Source organism: Pseudomonas sp. 8O (genome assembly GCF_902506495.1).
GTDB classification, from domain to species: domain Bacteria; phylum Pseudomonadota; class Gammaproteobacteria; order Pseudomonadales; family Pseudomonadaceae; genus Aquipseudomonas; species Aquipseudomonas chaetocerotis.
In genome coordinates this window covers 689,654-708,000 of sequence record NZ_LR733265.1, presented here as the reverse complement: position 1 = coordinate 708,000, position 18,347 = coordinate 689,654, and the positions used below count along the sequence as shown (strand labels likewise).

17 protein-coding genes are annotated in these 18,347 nt (G+C 63.4%); 9 read left to right on the top strand and 8 right to left on the bottom strand.

The window, feature by feature from the left end:
- Positions 1-6: 6 nt before the first annotated feature.
- The 5 genes from rng to mreB all read right to left on the bottom strand — a co-directional run bounded on the left by rng (position 7) and on the right by mreB (position 4,857).
- A complete protein-coding gene (gene rng, locus GV002_RS16720; RefSeq protein WP_021488057.1) occupies positions 7-1,464 on the bottom strand; it encodes a ribonuclease G in 1,458 nt (485 codons plus the stop codon).
- Between the two features lie 103 nt (positions 1,465-1,567).
- A complete protein-coding gene (locus GV002_RS16715) occupies positions 1,568-2,170 on the bottom strand; it encodes a Maf family protein (RefSeq protein WP_160019459.1) in 603 nt (200 codons plus the stop codon).
- A 49-nt stretch (positions 2,171-2,219) separates the two neighbouring features.
- Positions 2,220-2,708 carry a rod shape-determining protein MreD gene (mreD, locus tag GV002_RS16710; protein WP_178094715.1) on the bottom strand — a complete coding sequence of 163 codons (489 nt, stop codon included), beginning with the start codon at positions 2,706-2,708 and terminating at the stop codon, positions 2,220-2,222.
- Complete coding sequence (gene mreC, locus GV002_RS16705; protein WP_372241845.1) at positions 2,708-3,634, bottom strand: rod shape-determining protein MreC; 927 nt, start codon at positions 3,632-3,634, stop codon at positions 2,708-2,710. The genes mreD and mreC overlap by 1 nt, the downstream gene beginning before the upstream one ends.
- A gap of 185 nt (positions 3,635-3,819) precedes the next feature.
- Positions 3,820-4,857 (bottom strand): rod shape-determining protein MreB, encoded by a 1,038-nt coding sequence (gene mreB, locus GV002_RS16700; protein WP_013714086.1) that lies wholly within the window; start codon positions 4,855-4,857, stop codon positions 3,820-3,822.
- 238 nt (positions 4,858-5,095) lie between these two features.
- On the opposite strand from mreB, the gene gatC reads away from it, so the two are divergent.
- The 6 genes from gatC (at position 5,096) to GV002_RS16670 (ending at position 10,511) form a co-directional block, all read left to right on the top strand.
- Positions 5,096-5,383, top strand: coding sequence for an Asp-tRNA(Asn)/Glu-tRNA(Gln) amidotransferase subunit GatC (gene gatC, locus GV002_RS16695; RefSeq protein WP_160019457.1), 288 nt, complete (start codon positions 5,096-5,098; stop codon positions 5,381-5,383).
- A 15-nt stretch (positions 5,384-5,398) separates the two neighbouring features.
- Positions 5,399-6,850 (top strand): Asp-tRNA(Asn)/Glu-tRNA(Gln) amidotransferase subunit GatA, encoded by a 1,452-nt coding sequence (gene gatA / locus GV002_RS16690; protein ID WP_160019456.1) that lies wholly within the window; start codon positions 5,399-5,401, stop codon positions 6,848-6,850.
- A 142-nt stretch (positions 6,851-6,992) separates the two neighbouring features.
- Positions 6,993-8,441, top strand: coding sequence for an Asp-tRNA(Asn)/Glu-tRNA(Gln) amidotransferase subunit GatB (gatB, locus tag GV002_RS16685; protein WP_160019455.1), 1,449 nt, complete (start codon positions 6,993-6,995; stop codon positions 8,439-8,441).
- Between the two features lie 72 nt (positions 8,442-8,513).
- Positions 8,514-8,936 carry a septal ring lytic transglycosylase RlpA family protein gene (locus GV002_RS16680; protein ID WP_160019454.1) on the top strand — a complete coding sequence of 141 codons (423 nt, stop codon included), beginning with the start codon at positions 8,514-8,516 and terminating at the stop codon, positions 8,934-8,936.
- Between the two features lie 91 nt (positions 8,937-9,027).
- A complete protein-coding gene (locus GV002_RS16675) occupies positions 9,028-10,122 on the top strand; it encodes a calcium/sodium antiporter (RefSeq protein WP_160019453.1) in 1,095 nt (364 codons plus the stop codon).
- 2 nt (positions 10,123-10,124) lie between these two features.
- Positions 10,125-10,511, top strand: a complete 387-nt coding sequence (locus GV002_RS16670) for a carboxymuconolactone decarboxylase family protein (RefSeq protein WP_160019452.1) — start codon at positions 10,125-10,127, stop codon at positions 10,509-10,511.
- A 65-nt stretch (positions 10,512-10,576) separates the two neighbouring features.
- Here GV002_RS16670 and GV002_RS16665 read toward each other — a convergent pair whose 3' ends face one another.
- From GV002_RS16665 to GV002_RS16655, 3 genes are all read right to left on the bottom strand, one after another.
- On the bottom strand, positions 10,577-11,518 hold the full coding sequence (locus tag GV002_RS16665) for an AEC family transporter (protein ID WP_160019451.1): 942 nt from the start codon (positions 11,516-11,518) through the stop codon (positions 10,577-10,579).
- 208 nt (positions 11,519-11,726) lie between these two features.
- On the bottom strand, positions 11,727-12,287 hold the full coding sequence (locus GV002_RS16660; RefSeq protein ID WP_004424835.1) for a response regulator transcription factor: 561 nt from the start codon (positions 12,285-12,287) through the stop codon (positions 11,727-11,729).
- A 15-nt stretch (positions 12,288-12,302) separates the two neighbouring features.
- A complete protein-coding gene (locus GV002_RS16655) occupies positions 12,303-13,556 on the bottom strand; it encodes an ATP-binding protein (protein WP_074675904.1) in 1,254 nt (417 codons plus the stop codon).
- 378 nt (positions 13,557-13,934) lie between these two features.
- Between GV002_RS16655 and GV002_RS16650 the strand changes: the two genes are divergently transcribed.
- The 3 genes from GV002_RS16650 (at position 13,935) to GV002_RS16640 (ending at position 18,328) form a co-directional block, all read left to right on the top strand.
- Positions 13,935-14,648, top strand: coding sequence for an SIMPL domain-containing protein (locus GV002_RS16650; protein ID WP_160019450.1), 714 nt, complete (start codon positions 13,935-13,937; stop codon positions 14,646-14,648).
- Between the two features lie 225 nt (positions 14,649-14,873).
- Positions 14,874-16,472 carry an ABC transporter substrate-binding protein gene (locus tag GV002_RS16645; protein WP_160019449.1) on the top strand — a complete coding sequence of 533 codons (1,599 nt, stop codon included), beginning with the start codon at positions 14,874-14,876 and terminating at the stop codon, positions 16,470-16,472.
- A 260-nt stretch (positions 16,473-16,732) separates the two neighbouring features.
- Positions 16,733-18,328 carry an ABC transporter substrate-binding protein gene (locus GV002_RS16640; protein WP_160019448.1) on the top strand — a complete coding sequence of 532 codons (1,596 nt, stop codon included), beginning with the start codon at positions 16,733-16,735 and terminating at the stop codon, positions 18,326-18,328.
- The last annotated feature ends 19 nt before the right edge of the window (positions 18,329-18,347 follow it).

Below are 18,347 nucleotides of genomic sequence, written 5' to 3'. Positions count from 1 at the left end.
GCGCGCTCAGAGCAGCACCACGTCGTACTGTTCCTGGGAATACATGGTTTCCACCTGGAACTTGATGGTACGTCCGATGAAGGCTTCCAGATCGGCGACGTTGCCTGACTCTTCATCGAGCAGGCGATCGACCACCTTCTGATTGGCCAGCACGCGATAGCTTTCCGCCTGGTAGGCGCGGGCCTCGCGCAGAATCTCGCGGAAGATCTCGTAGCAGATGGTTTCCGGCGTCTTCAACTTGCCGCGCCCCTGACAGGCGCTGCAGGGCTCGCAGAGGATCTGTTCGAGACTTTCGCGGGTACGCTTGCGGGTCATCTGCACCAGGCCGAGCTCAGTGATGCCGATGATGTTGGTCTTGGCATGATCACGCTCGAGCTGCTTCTCCAGGGTACGCAGCACCTGGCGCTGATGCTCCTCGTCCTCCATGTCGATGAAGTCGATGATGATGATGCCGCCCAGGTTGCGCAGACGCAGCTGACGGGCGATGGCCGTGGCCGCCTCGAGATTGGTCTTGAAGATGGTTTCTTCGAGGGTGCGATGGCCAACGAAGGCGCCGGTGTTGACGTCGATGGTGCTCATCGCTTCGGCGGGGTCGACCACCAGGTAGCCGCCGGACTTCAGCGGCACCTTGCGTTCCAGTGCGCGCTGGATTTCGTCCTCGACACCGTACAGGTCGAAGATCGGCCGCTCGCCAGGGTAGTGCTCGAGACGATCGGCAATCTCCGGCATCAATTCGGCGACGAACTGGGTAATTTTCTGGAAGGTTTCCCGCGAATCCACACGGATCTTCTCGGTCCGCGGGCTGACCAGGTCTCGCAGGGTACGCAGCGCCAGGGACAGATCCTCGTAGATCACCGTGGGTGCCTTGCAGTTCTGGATCTGCGCACCGATCTGATCCCAGAGGCGGCGCAGGTAGCGGATGTCGATCAGAATTTCATCAGCCCCGGCCCCTTCGGCAGCGGTACGCAGGATGAAGCCACCGGCTTCCTCGATACCCTCGGCGGCGACGCAATCGGCGACCACCTGCTTGAGGCGCTCGCGCTCTGCTTCGTCTTCGATCTTCAGGGAAATACCGACATGACTGGTGCGTGGCATGTACACCAGATAGCGCGAAGGGATCGACAACTGAGTGGTCAGACGCGCCCCCTTGCTGCCGATGGGGTCCTTGGTGACTTGCACCACCAGGCTCTGCCCTTCGTGGACCAGCGCGCTGATCGGCTCCACCGCAGTCCCCTCGCGGGTGGAAATCTCGGAAGCATGAATGAAGGCCGCACGCTCCAGGCCGATATCGACGAAAGCCGCCTGCATGCCAGGTAGTACGCGCACCACCTTGCCCTTGTAGATGTTGCCGACGATGCCGCGCTTCTGCGTGCGCTCGACGTGCACTTCCTGCAGCACGCCGTTTTCCACCACCGCCACGCGCGACTCCATCGGCGTGATATTGATCAGAATCTCTTCGCTCATGCATCCATCCTGGTGATCATGCCGGCCGGGCTACTGCACCGCCCCGCGGACTCAAGCTTTCGGGCACGCCAAAAAACTACCTATGCTGCCACCGCCAGGGTTCTTAGCGCGGCCCTTTCGCCGGCAACTGCCAGCAGGCGATACCGAACTCGCCAAGCAACTCGGCAGTTTCGCACAGCGGCAGACCGACCACTGCCGAATAGCTGCCCTGCAATTGGCTGACGAACACGGCTGCCAACCCCTGGATACCATAACTGCCCGCCTTGTCGCAGGGTTCGCCGCTGGCCCAGTACGCTTCGATTTCCGCCTCGCCGATGGGACGAAAGCTCACTTCGCTGCTGACCACTCGCGCCGCCTCGCGGCCATCACCGACCAACGCCACAGCCGTCAGCACCTGATGACTGCGCCCCGACAGGGCCTGAAGCATCGCGCGTGACTCGGCGAAGTCCGCCGGTTTGCCAAGAATACGTCCATCGAGCACCACAGCGGTATCGGCGCCCAACACCACGGCATCTTCACGCCCGCCCAAGGCGAGCAGACCGGCGCGCGCTTTTTCACGCGCCAGGCGTTCTACATAGGCTGCCGCCGGTTCGGCTGGCAATGGATTTTCATCTATCGAGGCGATTTGCGTGACGCAAGGCACAGCGATCTGGGCCAGCAATTCACGGCGACGGGGCGAGGCGGAGGCCAGAAACAGCTCGGCCATACGGGTATCTCCCTTGGCGAACCGCGGCCAGCCGTGCGGCAGGCCGCGTTCAGTTGACGTTGAGGCGCAGGTGCAGACCGCGCAGGATGGCGCAGATCCAGGGCCACAGCAGAGCGCTGACCAGTGCCGGCAGGACAAAGGCCAGGGTTGGCGGACGGCTACCGGTCAGGGCGTTGAGCCACAGCTGAACCAGCTGGGCAAGACCGAACACCACCATCAGCACCATGCTCTGTTGCCACATGGGGAACATGCGCAGGCGCTGATGCAGGCTCAGCACCAGAAAGGTGATCAGGGTGAGAATCAAGGCGTTCTGCCCGAGCAGCGTACCGAACAGTACGTCCTGCGCCAGGCCAAGAATCCAGGCGGTGGTCATGCCGACGCGATGCGGCAGGGCCAGCACCCAGTAGGTAAGGATCAATGCGACCCAAAGCGGGCGGCCGATCTGCATGAACTCGGGGAGCGGCGACACGCTGAGCAACAACCCGAGCGCCAGGCTCAGCCAGATCACCCAGCCATTACGGGGCAGTACGCCAGCCATCAGTTTGCCTCCTGTGCTGGGGCGTCTTCGGCCGATGCGTCGCTCTGCGCCGGCACCTGCTCGCCATTGCGTGCCTGCTCGGCTTCGCGGTCGGCAGCTTCCTGGGCCTCGGCGGAATCGTTGGCACGCTGCTCGGGAGTGCGCCGGTCGGAGAACACCAGCAGCAGGTAACGGCTGCGATTGAGTGCGGCAGTGGGTACGGCGCGGACGATGGCGAAGGGTTGGCCAGAGTCGTGAATCACTTCCTTGACCGTGGCCACCGGGTAACCGGCCGGGAAGCGCTGGCCCATGCCGGAGCTGACCAGCAGATCGCCCTCCTTGATATCAGCGGTGTCGGCAACGTGGCGCAACTCCAGGCGCTCCGGGTTGCCAGTGCCAACGGCGATGGCACGCAGACCGTTACGATTGACCTGCACCGGGATGCTGTGGGTGTTGTCGGTAAGCAACAGCACGCGCGAGGTGTAGGGCATGATCTCGACCACCTGGCCCATCAGACCTCGCGCATCAAGCACCGGCTGACCGAGGAACACGCCGTCCTTCTCGCCCTTGTCGATGAGGATGCGGTGGGTATAGGGGTTGGGATCGACGCCGATCAGCTCGCCGACCAGCACCTCCTCGTCCACCAGCGCGGCGGAGTTGAGCAGTTCGCGCAGACGCACGTTCTGCTCGGTCAGCGCTGCCAGCTTTTGCAGGCGACGCTGCAGCAGCAGAGCCTCGGCCTTGAGCTTCTCGTTCTCGGCCATCAGCTCGCTGCGCGAGGAAATCTGCTGAGTCGCCCCATCCCAGACGCGAACGGGCACATCGGCTAGCCAATAGAAGGGCGTGAGCACCAGCCCCATCTGGCTGCGCATCGGCTTCAGGGTCTCGAAGCGGGCATCGACCACCATCAGCACCGCCGACAGTACGGCAAATACCAACAGACGAATGCCCAGCGAGGGACCTTTGGCGAAGAGCGGCTTAATGACCTGCTCCTCGTGCGCCACAGGGGCGGAAAGCGCGCGAATTCATGCGAAAGGCAAACCGGTCAGGCGAAGGTTGGGCCGAGTGTACTGCAATGCTCGAATATGCGCGTGCCGCCCGGAGGCGGCACGGCAGGCACGCGGAGTGAACCTTACTCGGTGGAGAGCAGATCCATGGCGTGGCGGTCCATCATTTCCAGGGCCTTGCCGCCGCCACGGGCGACGCAGGTCAGCGGGTCCTCGGCAACGATCACCGGCAGACCGGTTTCCTGGCTCAGCAGCTTGTCCAGATCACGCAGCAGTGCACCACCACCGGTCAGCACCAGGCCACGCTCGGCGATGTCCGAGGCCAGCTCGGGCGGCGATTGCTCCAGCGCGCTCTTGACCGCCTGGACGATGGTCGCCAGAGATTCCTGCAGCGCTTCGAGCACTTCGTTGGAATTCAGGGTGAAGCTGCGCGGTACGCCCTCGGCCAGGTTACGGCCGCGTACGTCGACTTCACGAATCTCGCCGCCCGGATAGGCGGTGCCGATTTCCTGCTTGATACGTTCAGCGGTGCCTTCACCGATCAGCGAACCGTAGTTGCGGCGCACGTAGGTGATGATGGCTTCGTCGAAACGGTCGCCGCCGACACGGACGGATTCGGCGTAAACCACACCATTCAGGGAAATCAGGGCGATCTCGGTGGTACCGCCGCCGATATCGACGACCATCGAACCGCGCGCCTCTTCGACCGGCAGGCCGGCACCGATGGCAGCGGCCATCGGCTCTTCGATCAGGAACACTTCACGGGCACCGGCGCCCAGAGCGGATTCACGAATAGCGCGACGCTCGACCTGGGTCGATTTGCACGGCACGCAGATCAGCACGCGCGGCGAAGGCTGCAGGAAGCTGTTCTCGTGAACCTTGTTGATGAAGTACTGCAGCATCTTCTCGCAGACGCTGAAGTCGGCGATCACGCCGTCTTTCATCGGGCGAATCGCGGAGATGTTGCCGGGCGTCCGGCCGAGCATGCGCTTGGCCTCGGTGCCGACAGCCACGACGCTCTTCTGGTTGCCATGGGTACGGATGGCGACCACGGACGGCTCATTCAGGACGATACCGCGCTCGCGCACATAAATAAGGGTATTGGCAGTGCCCAGGTCGATCGACAGATCGCTGGAAAACATGCCACGCAGTTTCTTGAACATTAGGAAGGGACCCTAGGCAACGCGTGGGTGAAGGCCAGGCGCGGAAAACGCGCAGGTAAAAAGTGCGGCAAACTCTAACAACGGCAGGGATTTTGAGCAAGGCGGCAATATGGTAGATTGCCTGTTTTTCCGGGCCTTGTAGCTGCACATCGCGGCCTTTGACCGCTGGCTCGCGACATACGTTCCCTGCAGCCGCTCACTGATGCCCCTCTGTCACACTTCCACTGGAGAACCCCCGATGGCGCTTGAACGCTCCGAGGTGGAAAAAATCGCCCACCTGGCCCGCTTGGGTCTGAATGAAGGCGATATTCCGCAAACCACCGAGACCCTGAACAGCATTCTCGGCCTGATCGACCAGATGCAGGCCGTCGACACCCAGGGTATCGAACCCCTGGCCCACCCGCTGGAAGCCACCCAGCGCCTGCGTGCCGACGTGGTCAACGAGAGCAACCAGCGCGACGCCTACCAGGCCATCGCCCCGGCCGTGGAAAACGGCCTGTACCTCGTGCCGAAAGTCATCGAATAAAGGAAAGGGCTCGACATGCATCAATTGACCCTGGCCGAGATCGCCCGTGGCCTCGCCGACAAGCAATTCTCTGCCGAAGAACTGAGCCGTAGCCTGCTGGCGCGTATCGCGCAGCTCGACCCGCAGCTCAACAGCTTCATCACCGTCACCGAAGACCTTGCGCTGGAACAAGCCAAAGCCGCCGACGCCCGTCGCGCTGCCGGCGAAAACAGCCCGCTGCTCGGCGCACCGATCGCCCACAAGGACCTGTTCTGCACCAACGGCGTGCTGACGTCCTGTGGCTCGAAGATCCTCACCGGTTTCAAGGCGCCCTATGACGCCACCGTGGTGGAGAAACTCAAGGCCGCCGGCACCGTCACCCTGGGCAAGCTGAACATGGACGAATTCGCCATGGGCTCGGCCAACGAATCCAGCCACTACGGCCCGGTGAAGAACCCTTGGGACACCAGCCGCGTACCGGGCGGTTCTTCGGGCGGCTCGGCTGCCGCCGTAGCCGCACGCCTGCTGCCGGCTGCCACCGGCACCGATACCGGCGGCTCGATCCGCCAGCCGGCTGCGCTGACCAACCTCACCGGCATCAAACCCACCTACGGCCGCGTCTCGCGCTGGGGCATGATCGCCTACGCCTCCAGCCTCGATCAGGGCGGCCCGCTGGCCCGTACCGCCGAGGACTGCGCCCTGCTGCTCGGCGCCATGGCCGGTTTCGACAGCAAGGATTCCACCAGTGTCGACCAGCCGGTCGATGACTACCTGGCCTCCCTCGCCCAGCCACTGGCAGGCCTGCGTATCGGCCTGCCGAAGGAATACTTCGGTGCAGGTCTGGACGCGCGTATCGGCGAGAAGGTGATGGCCGTGGTCGAAGAGCTGAAAAAGCTCGGCGCCACCGTCAAGGACATCAGCCTGCCGAACATGCAGCACGCGATCCCCGCCTACTACGTGATCGCGCCGGCCGAGGCCAGCTCCAACCTGTCGCGTTTCGACGGCGTACGCTTCGGCTACCGCTGCGAGAACCCGAAAGACCTGCAGGATCTGTACAAGCGCTCGCGCGGTGAAGGCTTCGGTGCCGAGGTCAAACGGCGCATCATGGTCGGCACCTACGCGCTGTCCGCCGGCTACTACGACGCCTACTACATCAAGGCCCAGCAGATTCGCCGACTGATCAAGAACGACTTCGTCGCAGCCTTCAAGGACGTCGACGTGATCCTCGGTCCGACCACGCCGAACCTGGCCTGGAAACTCGGCGAGAAGAACGCAGACCCGGTGTCTGCCTACCTGGAAGACATCTACACCATCACCGCCAACCTGGCCGGCATCCCCGGCCTGTCGATGCCGGCCGGTTTCGTCGATGGTCTGCCGGTGGGCTTGCAGTTGCTCGGCAACTACTTCCAGGAAGGTCGTCTGCTGAATGTCGCGCACCAGTACCAACAGGTCAGCGACTGGCATAAAGCGACGCCCGCAGGATTCTGAGACAGCCCTCCCCTCTTCCCTTCTCGTTCATGACGAGTGGGAGAGGGGCCGGGGGAAAGGGTATGGCCCGCCACCCTCTCCCCAACCCTCTCCCGTAAGCGGGAGAGGGGGCAGACCGCAAAACATTTGAGGGATATTGAACATGCAATGGGAAACCGTGATCGGGCTCGAGATTCATGCTCAGCTCAGCACCCAATCGAAGATTTTCTCGGCCAGCGCCACCACCTTTGGCGCCGAGCCCAACACCCAGGCCAGCCTGGTCGACCTCGGCATGCCCGGCACCCTGCCGGTACTGAACGCCGAAGCTGTGCGCATGGCCTGCCAGTTCGGCCTGGCCATCGACGCCGAGATCGCCGAACGTAACGTCTTCGCGCGCAAGAACTACTTTTACCCGGACTTGCCCAAGGGCTACCAGACCAGCCAGATGGACCAACCCATCGTTGGCAAGGGCTTCCTCGACATCACCCTGGAAGACGGCACCGTCAAGCGCATCGGCATTACCCGCGCGCACCTGGAAGAAGACGCCGGCAAGAGCCTGCACGAAGACTTCCACGGCATGAGCGGCATCGACCTGAACCGCGCCGGCACACCGCTGCTGGAGATCGTCTCCGAACCGGACATTCGTTCGGCCAAGGAAGCCGTGGCCTACGTGAAGGCGATCCATGCGCTGGTGCGTTACCTCGGCATCTGCGACGGCAACATGGCCGAAGGCTCGCTGCGCTGCGACTGCAACGTCTCCGTGCGCCCAGTCGGTCAGGCGGAATTCGGCACCCGCGCCGAGATCAAGAACGTCAACTCCTTCCGCTTCATCGAAAAGGCCATCAATCACGAAGTGCAGCGTCAGATCGAGCTGATCGAGGACGGCGGCAAGGTGGTGCAGGAAACCCGCCTGTACGATCCGAACAAGGATCAGACCCGCTCCATGCGCAGCAAGGAAGAAGCCAACGACTACCGTTACTTCCCCTGCCCGGACCTGCTGCCGGTGGTGATCGAACGCAGCTTCCTCGACGAACTGCGCACTGGCCTGCCCGAACTGCCGCCGCAGAAACGCGAGCGCTTCGAGAGCCAGTTCGGCCTGTCCACCTACGACGCCAGCGTGCTGAGTGCCAGCCGCGAGCTGGCCGACTACTTCGAAGTGGTCGAGAAGACCTGCGGCGATGCCAAGCTGTCGGCCAACTGGGTGATGGGCGAGCTGTCCAGCCTGCTCAACAAGGAAGGCCTGGAGATCGAGCAGTCGCCAGTGTCCGCCGAGCAACTGGGCAGCCTGATCCTGCGCATCAAGGACAACACCATCAGCGGCAAGATCGCCAAGATGGTCTTCGAGGCCCTGGCTGCCGGTGAAGGCGCTAGCGCTGACGAGATCATCGAGAAGAAGGGCCTCAAACAGGTCACCGATTCCGGCGCCATCGAAGCCATGCTCGATGAAGTGCTGGCTGCCAACGCTGAGCAGGTCGAGCAATACCGCGCCAGCGACGAAGCCAAGCGCGGCAAGATGTTCGGCTTCTTCGTCGGCCAGGCCATGAAGGCCTCCAAGGGCAAGGCCAACCCGGGGCAAGTGAACGAACTGCTGAAGAAGAAGCTCGAAGGCTGAGCCAGGCCGGCTCGCTTACGCTAGCTGCAATGACGCCGGGCTCGCCCGGCGTTTTTCATGGAGACCACGAACATGACGATGCATAGCCCGGATGCAATCCGGGAACCTTTGCTACCCCGGATTACATTCGGGCTACAGGCCTGTGCACTGCTCGGAGCGCTCGCCCTGCTCGGCGGCTGCTCCACCTTAGGCGGCGGCTCAGACAGCAGCGAAACCGGCAAGGCCTCCTATTACGGCGACCGCCACCACGGCCAGCGTACCGCCAGCGGCGAACGCTTCGATCAGAACGCGCTGACCGCTGCTCATCGCACCCTGCCCTTCGGCACGCGGGTACGGGTCACCAACCTGAACAACGAGCGCAGCGTGGTGCTGCGCATCAACGACCGCGGCCCCTTCGTGCGCGGTCGCGTCATCGACGTTTCCCGCGCCGCCGCCGTGCGCCTCGACATGCTGCGCGCAGGCGTGGTGCCGGTCAGGGTCGAGACGCTGGACTGAGGAACAATTGGCAACAAAATCTTTCTGCCGCCCCTGGCGGCCAAAAACGCCATCGCTACACTAGCCGCACTTTTTTCGGAGCTACCCTGCAATGACCCTGATGACCTATGTCTACCTGATCGCCGGCCTGGTGCTGCTGGTTGCCGGCGCCGAGGTATTGGTACGCGGCGCCGCCAAGCTGGCCGCACAGTTCGGCATTCCACCACTGGTGATCGGCCTGACCGTGGTGGCCTTCGGCACCAGTGCGCCGGAAACGGCGGTCAGCGTGCAATCGGCCTTCAACGGCAGCGGCGACCTGGCCATCGGTAACGTGATCGGCAGCAACATCGCCAACGTTCTGCTGATTCTGGGCGTGACCGCCCTGGTCGCACCGCTGGTCGTCTCGCGCCAGCTCATTCGCCTCGATGTGCCGATCATGATCGGCGCCAGCCTGGTGGTCTACGCCCTGGCCTGGGACGGCGCGCTGAGCCGTTTCGATGGCGCTTTGCTGTTCGCCAGCGTGCTGGCTTACACCGGCTTCCTGATCTATGGCGCGCGCAAGGACAAGGGCGGCGACGATGACGAATTCGCCAAGGAATTCGGGCTCGACGAGGCGCCCAAGCCTTATGCCTGGGCGATCAACCTCGGCCTGATCATCGCCGGCCTGGTGCTGCTGGTGGTGGGTTCCAACTTCCTGGTCGAAGGCGCCGTGCAACTGGCGCGCGCATTGGGCCTGTCCGAGCTGGTGATCGGCCTGACCGTGATCGCCATCGGCACCTCACTGCCGGAGCTGGCCACCTCGATCATCGCGGCGTTCAAGGGCGAGCGCGACATCGCCGTGGGCAATATCGTCGGCAGCAACATCTTCAACCTGCTCTGCGTACTGGGCCTGGCCTCTCTGGTTTCGCCGGCAGCCATTCCAGTGGCCGCCAATGCGCTGGCTTTCGACTTCCCGGTAATGATCGCGGTGGCCGTGGCCTGCCTGCCGATCTTCTTCAGCGGCTATCGCATCAATCGCTGGGAAGGCCTGCTGTTCCTTGGCTACTACGTGGCCTACACCCTCTATCTGGTGATGTTCAGCACGGGCCGCCCGCTGGCTCAGACCTTTGGTGACGCGATGATCGGCTACGCACTGCCGCTTACCGCCATCACCCTGGTGATCATCGCCGGGCGTGCCTGGCACAGACAGCGTGGCGAGCAGGTGTGAGCATGAGCGACAACCATGATCGTGGCGTGCAGGTGCGCCGTGAGGTGATGGGCGACGCGTTCGTCGATCGCGCCCTGGGCAACGCCACCGAGTTCACCCAGCCACTGCAGGATTTCGTCAACGAGCATGCCTGGGGCGGCGTGTGGACGCGCAGCGGCCTGCCGCGTGCGACCCGCAGCCTGATCACCCTGGCCGCGTTGACCGCGCTGAAATGCCCGCAGGAACTCAAAGGCCATGTGCGCGGCGCACTGAACAACGGCTGCACCGTCGAGGAAATTCGCGAAACCCTGCTGCACTGCGCGGTGTATGCCGGCGTACCGGCCAGCATCGATGCCTTCCGCGCTGCACAGGAAGTGATCGACGAGTACCAGAACAACACCCGTTCGTAGGGTGTGCTGTGCGCACCAACCATCACCGCCATCGGTGCGCACGGCGCACCCTACGGCGCCCTCCCCTAGATCCAGCCCCCCCACTGCAGCAATAGCAGACCGATATTGGTGGTGACCACCGCCGCCAGGGTGGTGATGACAATGATGGCCGCCGCCAGCTCATGGTTGGCGCCCACCGCGCGGGCCATGACGAAACTGGCCGCCGCCGTCGGGCTGGCGAAGTAGAGAAAAAGGATCGCCAGATCCGCTCCGCGAAAGCCCAATAGCCAAGCGCCGGAAGTGCTCAGCAGCGGCAGCCAGACCATCTTCATCATCCCTGAACCGATGGCCGTGCCGCTGCTGCGGCGCAACGACGCCAGACTCAGGGTGCCGCCAATGCAGATCAGCGCCAGCGGCAGGGTCATCTGCGCGAAGTACTCGGCCGAGGTCAGGAACCACTGCGGCAGCGGGATTTTCCAGTAGGCAATCGGCACCGCCAGCAGCACGCCAATGATCATCGGGTTGGTCACGATGCTGCGCGCTATGGCCTTGGCGCCGGGTTTCACGCCTGGGCTGTAGATGGCCAGAACCACCGCCGAAAGCGCGTTGTAGCAAAGGATCACCAGTGCGGCGAGCAGCGAACCGACCGACAGGCCATAGTCGCCGTACATGCTGGTCGCCAGCGCCAGACCGACGATACCGTTGTTGCCACGGAAGGCGCCCTGGGTGTAGATGCCACGATCCTCGAACGGCACCCGCCAGATCGCCCAGGCCCAGGCGACGAAGAACGACGCAGTAGTGGCCAGAAAGAAGTAGCTCAGCAACTGCGGCTGCATGGCCGTATCCAGGTCAGCCTTGACCACACCGAGAAACAGCAGGGTCGGCATGGTGCCGCGAAACACCAGGCTCGAAGCAGTGTCGATGAAGGGCGTATCGATCCAGCGCAGGCGCTTGAGCGCCACGCCGAGAAACAGCATGGCGAACACGGGCGCGGTGATGGCAAGGGTTTGTGCAGCGACGGCGAGCATGACGACACCAGCAGGTTGTCTGACGACCTATGTTAGCTGGCTAAGCATTTATCTGCTATGGGCAAAGTCCGCCAATGCCCGCTCGCGCAGGACGGCTGGGCGGCATTCCGCTTCAGCCGCAATTAGGCCATGAACCAAACGCTTCGCGGCTAAAGCCGCTCCTACGAAAAGCGCGATCCGCGCAGCACACCCGATATGCTGCAGCACATCAGCGGCGAACCGGGCGCTTCTGCAACTTGCGCTGCAGGGTGCGGCGATGCATGCCCAGGGCACGGGCAGTGGCGGAGATGTTGCCTTCATGCTCGGCCAGCACGCGCTGGATGTGTTCCCACTGCAGACGGTCCACCGACATCGGGTTTTCCGGCACCAGACTGTCGAGGTCGGCGTGTTCGGAAAGCAGTGCGGTGAGCACATCGTCGGCATCGGCCGGCTTGCACAGGTAGTTGGCCGCACCACGCTTGATCGCCTCGACGGCGGTGGCGATGCTCGAATAACCGGTGAGGATCACCACACGCATCTCGGCGTCCAGCTCCAGCAACTTGGGCAGCAGCACCAGACCGGAGTCGCCCTCCATCTTCAGGTCGACCACGGCGTAATCCGGCAGGTCGTCCTTGGCCAGGGCCAGGCCTTCTTCGGCGCTGGAGGCGGTAGACACACGCAGACCACGACGACTCATGGCGCGCGCCATCACGCGGGTAAAGGTGGGATCGTCATCGACCAATAGCAGATGGGGCTGCTCTTCGCCTTCGAACAGGGACTCGTCGCTCATGCTGGGTTTTCCTTGTCAGGCCACGCCATAGGCTCGCGGCAACTTCAATTCGGTGAGGGTGCCGCCTTCTTCATGGTTATACAACTTAACCGTGCCACCAGCACGGGTCACGCTGGCCTGGCTGAGAAACAGTCCCAGGCCGAAGCCCTTGCCCTTGGTGGTGAAGAAGGGGCGCCCAAGCTGCTCGGCGATGGCCAGCGGCACACCTGCACCATGGTCGCGGATGCTCAGGCGCAGCCACTGGTGGTCCCAGTCCAGGCGAATGTCGAGTTTGTCCGGGCAGGCATCGGCAGCGTTGTTGAGCAGATTGAGCAGGGCCTGGGTGAGATCGGCCGGCGGCATGATGCGCGGCGGCGTGCCACGGCCCAGACACTGATAGCGGTAGCTGGCCTCAGGACGCATCAGGTGCCAGCGATTGAGGGTCGTTTCCAGCCATTCGACACAGGACTGCTCCACCACCGCCTGGCGCCGATCATTCTCGGCGGCACGCACCAGTTGCTGCAGGGTGTACTTGCACAGCTTGACCTGCTCCTGCAGCAGGGCCAGGTCATCCTGCAGCGCCGGCTTGTCGCGATACTCCTGACGCAGCTCCTTGAGCAGCACGCTCATGGTGCCCAGCGGCGTACCCAGTTCATGGGCGGCGCCCGCAGCCTGAGTGGCCACAGCCAGCAGTTGCTGGTCGCGCAGACTTTCCTCGCGGCGCTCGGCGCGCAGCTCATCCTGGCGGCGCAGCTCCTCGGCCATCTTGGCAACGAAGAACGTGATCAGCGCAGCAGACAGGGCAAAGCTCAGCCACATGCCGTAGACCAGCAGGCTCTCACGCGCCGCGGGCAGCTCGAGCGGATGGGTCCACACCAGCAGCAGGGTGTAACCGGCCAACGCCAGGCCGGCCAGGACGATGGTGAACATCCAGGGTAGCGTTGCCGCTGCAATGGTCAGCGGCACCAGATAATAGGAAACGAAGGGGTTGGTCGAACCACCCGAGTAATACAGCAGCACGCTGTGGATGATCAGGTCGCAGCCCAGCTGCACGGCGTACTCGACCTCGGTCACCGGCCAGGGGCCACGCAGGCGCACGGCCGTACCCAGGCACAACAGCAGAGAAACGCCAAGGGTGACCGATAATTGCAGCCAGGGTAGCGGTAGCATGCCCGACTTGTAGGCGAGACCGACCGAGCCTGCCTGAGCGGCCAGCACCAGAATACGGATAAGGGTCAGCCGCCAGAGGTTCTGGCGACTGGCGGAGAGTAACTGCACGGGTTCGAGCATGGCGACTCCATTGGTTGCGCCGAGTATAACCAAGCTTGGCGCGGCCCTCCGCCGCTGCGGCAACCGGACGCACACTTCGCCGCAGCCCACTCGGTGGGCAGGATGAAAAAAATTGCACGGCATTAACCCGGATCGCGACTCGCCTTCGTCTAACCTCGGGAACGGGCTTGCCACGAGCGGCCCCGAATGATGAAAGCCGGCAGCATGCCCTCCCTCATCCGGCGCTTCGCGCCACCTTGATCCACAGGGATGTGGTGAATGCAGAACTCCCGCCGGGAGCGGGAGCTGCCTCCCGGAGGGAGAAGGGCATCAATGAGGGCGTCGCTACGCGACTTTCACGCTAAACGGCCACAAGGCCATCGAAAAAGGAACCGCACCATGCGCACCATGACCCGTATCGCCACCGCCCTCGCCCTCACCGCCGCCAGCCTGGCCAGCACCGGCCTGCTGGCCGCCGAGGCGCGTTACAACCAGATCGCCCTGCGCGCCGAGGTCAATCAGGAAGTGGCGCACGATCTGATGCACGTCACCCTCTATACCGAAGCGCAGCACAGCGACCCGGCCAAACTGGCCGCCGAGATCACCACTACCCTCAACAAGACGCTGGAGCAGGTCCGCCAGGTCAAGGGCGTGGCAGTCAAACTCGGCAGCCGCAACAGCTACCCGGTGTATGACGACAAGGGCCAGAAGATCACCGCCTGGCGCGAGCGCGCCGAGGTGCGTCTGGAAAGCGCTGACTTCGCCCGCCTGTCCACCCTCACCGGTGAATTGCTGCAATCGATGAAGATGGCCGGCATGGATTTCAGCATCGCCACCGACACCCGCAAGACCCGTGAAGATGCCATGCTCAAAGACGCCGTGAATGCCTTCAAGGCGCGCGCGCAACTGACCACCGAAGCGCTTGGCGGCAAGGGCTACAAGCTGGTCAGCCTGAACCTCAACACCGGTGGTTTCCAGCCGCCAATGGCCATGCGCAACTTCGAAGCCAAGGGCATGGCGATGATGGATTCTGCCCCCACACCGCAAATCGAAGCCGGTACCAGCCAGGTCACGGTCAGTGCCGACGGCGTCATCGAAGTGCAGATGCCCTGAACCTCGCTCCGCAACAAAGCAGCGCCGTTATCGTCAGATAACGGCGTTTCGCCATCTTTTCCCTGCAAAATTTTCATAAATGCGACAGCAAATTACAGCGCTGTAGCGCTAACCATTTTCCGCGCGGCAACCCCCTTGCCTCGGGCACAAGGCCTGCATAGTTTCGGCGGTGGTCTCCACAAGAGGCTCCTCAAGGACCACAACCACAACAACGATGAGGTCAAGATGCGCAAGAACGCCATTCTCCAGGCTTTACTCACCGCTGGGCTGATCGCCAGCGCTCCCCTCGCCAGCGCCGCCAACCTGGTGTTCTGCTCCGAAGGCAGCCCTGCCGGTTTCGACCCAGGCCTTTACACCACCGGCACCGACTTCGACGCCGCTGCAGAAACCATCTTCAACCGCCTGACCCAGTTCGAGCGCGGCGGCACCAAGGTCGAGCCCGGCCTGGCAGAAAGCTGGGAGGTGTCCGACGACGGTCTGACCTACACCTTCAAACTGCGCCCCGGGGTGAAGTTCCACACCACCGAATACTTCAAGCCCAGCCGCGAATTCAGTGCCGACGACGTGCTGTTCACCTTCGGCCGCATGCTCGACAAGGAGCATCCGTTCCGCAAGGCGTACCCTACCGAGTTTCCCTACTTCACCGACATGGGCATGGACAGCAACATCGCCAAGCTGGAAAAGCTCGATGACATGACCGTGCGCTTCACCCTCAACGACGTGGACGCCGCCTTCGTGCAGAACCTGGCGATGAGCTTCGCTTCGATCCAGTCCGCCGAGTACGCCGACCAGTTGCTCAAGGCCGGCAAGGCCGCCGACATCAATCAGAAACCCGTCGGCACCGGCCCCTTCGTATTCAGCCGCTATCAGAAGGACGCGGTGATCCGCTACAAGGGCAACCAGGACTACTGGAAGCCCGATGACGTGCAGATCGACAACCTGATTTTCGCCATCAACACCGACTCGTCCGTACGCATGCAGAAGCTCAAGGCCGGCGAATGCCACGTCACCCTGTTCCCGCGTCCGGCCGACATCGAGGCACTGCAGAAGGACGCCAAGTTGCAGATGCCCGAACAGGCCGGCTTCAACGTCGGCTACATCGCCTACAACGTCACCCACCCGCCGTTCGACAAGCTGGAAGTGCGCCAGGCGCTGGACATGGCGGTGAACAAGCAGGCCATCCTCAACGCGGTCTACCAGAACGCCGGGCAACTGGCGGTCAACGGCATGCCGCCGACCCAATGGTCGTATAACGAGGACATCAAGGACCCGGCCTTCGACCCGGAAAAGGCCAGGGAGCTACTCAAGGCCGCTGGCGTCAAGGAAGGTACCGAGATCACCCTGTGGGCCATGCCGGTGCAGCGCCCGTATAACCCCAATGCCAAGCAGATCGCCGAAATGCTGCAGGCCGACTGGTCCAAGATCGGCATCAAGGCACGCATCGTCAGCTACGAGTGGGGCGAGTACCTCAAGCGCGCCAAGGCCGGCGAACACGACGCCATGCTGATCGGCTGGAGTGGCGACAACGGTGACCCGGACAACTGGCTCGGCACCCTCTACGGCTGCGACGCGGTCGACGGCAACAACTTCTCCAAGTGGTGCTTCGAGGACTACGACAAGCTGGTCAAGGCCGCCAAGCGCACCACCGACGTGGCCGAACGCACCGAGTTGTACAAGCAGGCGCAGGTGATCCTCAAGCGTGAGGTGCCGATCACCCCGCTGGCCCACTCCACCGTGTACCAGCCGATGCGCAAGGAAGTGCAGGACTTCCGCATCAGCCCGTTCGGCATCAACTCGTTCTATGGTGTAGGTATCGCCAAGTGAGGGCGCGCGGCGCCCGCTAGTGGGCTGCGCCAGCCGGTCGGCTTCCGTAGGGTGTGCTATGCGCACCGCGTACTCAGAGAACCTGAAAGCTGGTGCGCACGGCGCACCCTACGGATCAGTGCGCTGCCTCGGTCGGTTGACTTCCGTAGGGTGTGCTATGCGCACCGCGTACTCGGAGAACCTGAAAGCTGGTGCGCACGGCGCACCCTACGCATGACCGCCGCGCACCTGGCCCAACACCCCTCGACCAAGGAGTCGCCATGTCAGCCCTGCTTTTCCCACGCGGCGGCCTGCTGCTGGCCGCGCTGCTTGCGACTCAAGTCCAGGCGGCTAGCCTGGTGGTGTGCAGCGAAGCCAGCCCGGAAGGATTCGACATCGTTCAATACACCGCCGCCACAACCGCCGATGCCACGGCTGAAACCCTGTTCGAACGCCTGGTGGCCTTCACCCCTGGCAGCACCGAGATCGTGCCGGCACTGGCCCAAAGCTGGGAAATGGCCGATGACGGCCTGAGCTACACCTTCACGCTGCGCAAGGGCGTTAAATTCCACGCCAACCAGCATTTCAGCCCCAACCGCGAATTCAATGCCGACGACGTGCTATGGAGCTTCCAGCGCCAGCTTGACCCGACGCATCCCTGGCACAGGCTGTCTCTGCGCGGTTTCCCCTACGCAGAGGCCATGGGCCTGGCGCAACTGATCGAGCGCATCGACAAGCTCGACGACCACCGCGTGCGCTTCGTCCTCAAACACCCGGAGGCGCCTTTCCTGGCCAACCTGGCCATGGGTTTCGCCTCGATCTACTCGGCCGAATATGCCGACCATCTGCTCGCAACGAACCAACCCGAACGCCTGAACAATGCGCCCATCGGCACCGGGCCTTTCGTTTTCGAGCGCTACGCCAAGGACGCTCAGATACGCTTTCGCGGCAACCCCGATTACTGGAATGGCGCACCCAAGGTGGAGCGTCTGGTGCTGGCCATCACCCCCGAGCCCAACGTGCGCCAGCAACGGCTGAAGGCCGGCGACTGCCAGATCGCCCTCTACCCGCGCCCAGTGGACATCCCAGCTCTGAAAGCCGACCCGAAACTGCAGGTACTGGAGCTGGATTCGCTGCTGACTGCCTATATCGGCATCAACACCCGCCACCCGCCGCTGGAAGATGTGCGTGTGCGCCAGGCGTTGAATCTGGCGTTCGACAAGGCTGCCTACATTCGCGCGCAGTATGGCGAAGGTAATGCCACACCGGCCGTGGCACCTTACCCGGCGACGCTCTGGGGCCATGACCCTACACTCACCGACTGGCCGCACGATCCCGAGCGCGCGCGCCAACTGCTGATAGAGGCTGGCCACGCCGAAGGCTTCGCCCTGTCGATCTGGACCAGGCCCGGCGGCGGACCGACCAATCCCAACCCCGGGATCGGCGCGCAGATGCTGCAGGCCGATCTCGCCGCCATCGGCATTCGCAGCGACATTCGCGTGTTCGAGTGGGGAGAGCTGATCAAGCGCGCCAAGAATGGCGAGCACGACCTGGTGTTCATGGGCTGGGCCGGCGACAACGGCGACCCAGACAACTTCCTCACCCCCAATCTGTCCTGCGCGGCGGCCGAGAGTGGCGAGAACCAGGCGGGCTGGTGCGACAAGGCCTTCGATGCCCTGATCAGCCAGGCACGCCGCGAGCCCGATACGAGCAAACGCACCGCGCTGTATCGCCAGGCGCTGGCGATCTTCCATGAGCAAGCGCCGTGGATCGCCCTGGCTCACCCGAAACAGTTCGCAGCGCTGCGCAAGGGCGTCGAAGGTTTCGTACTCAGCCCGATGGGCTCGAACAACTTTTCCAGGGTGAGCGTGCCCTAAGCGGCCATGGCTCGGTCCT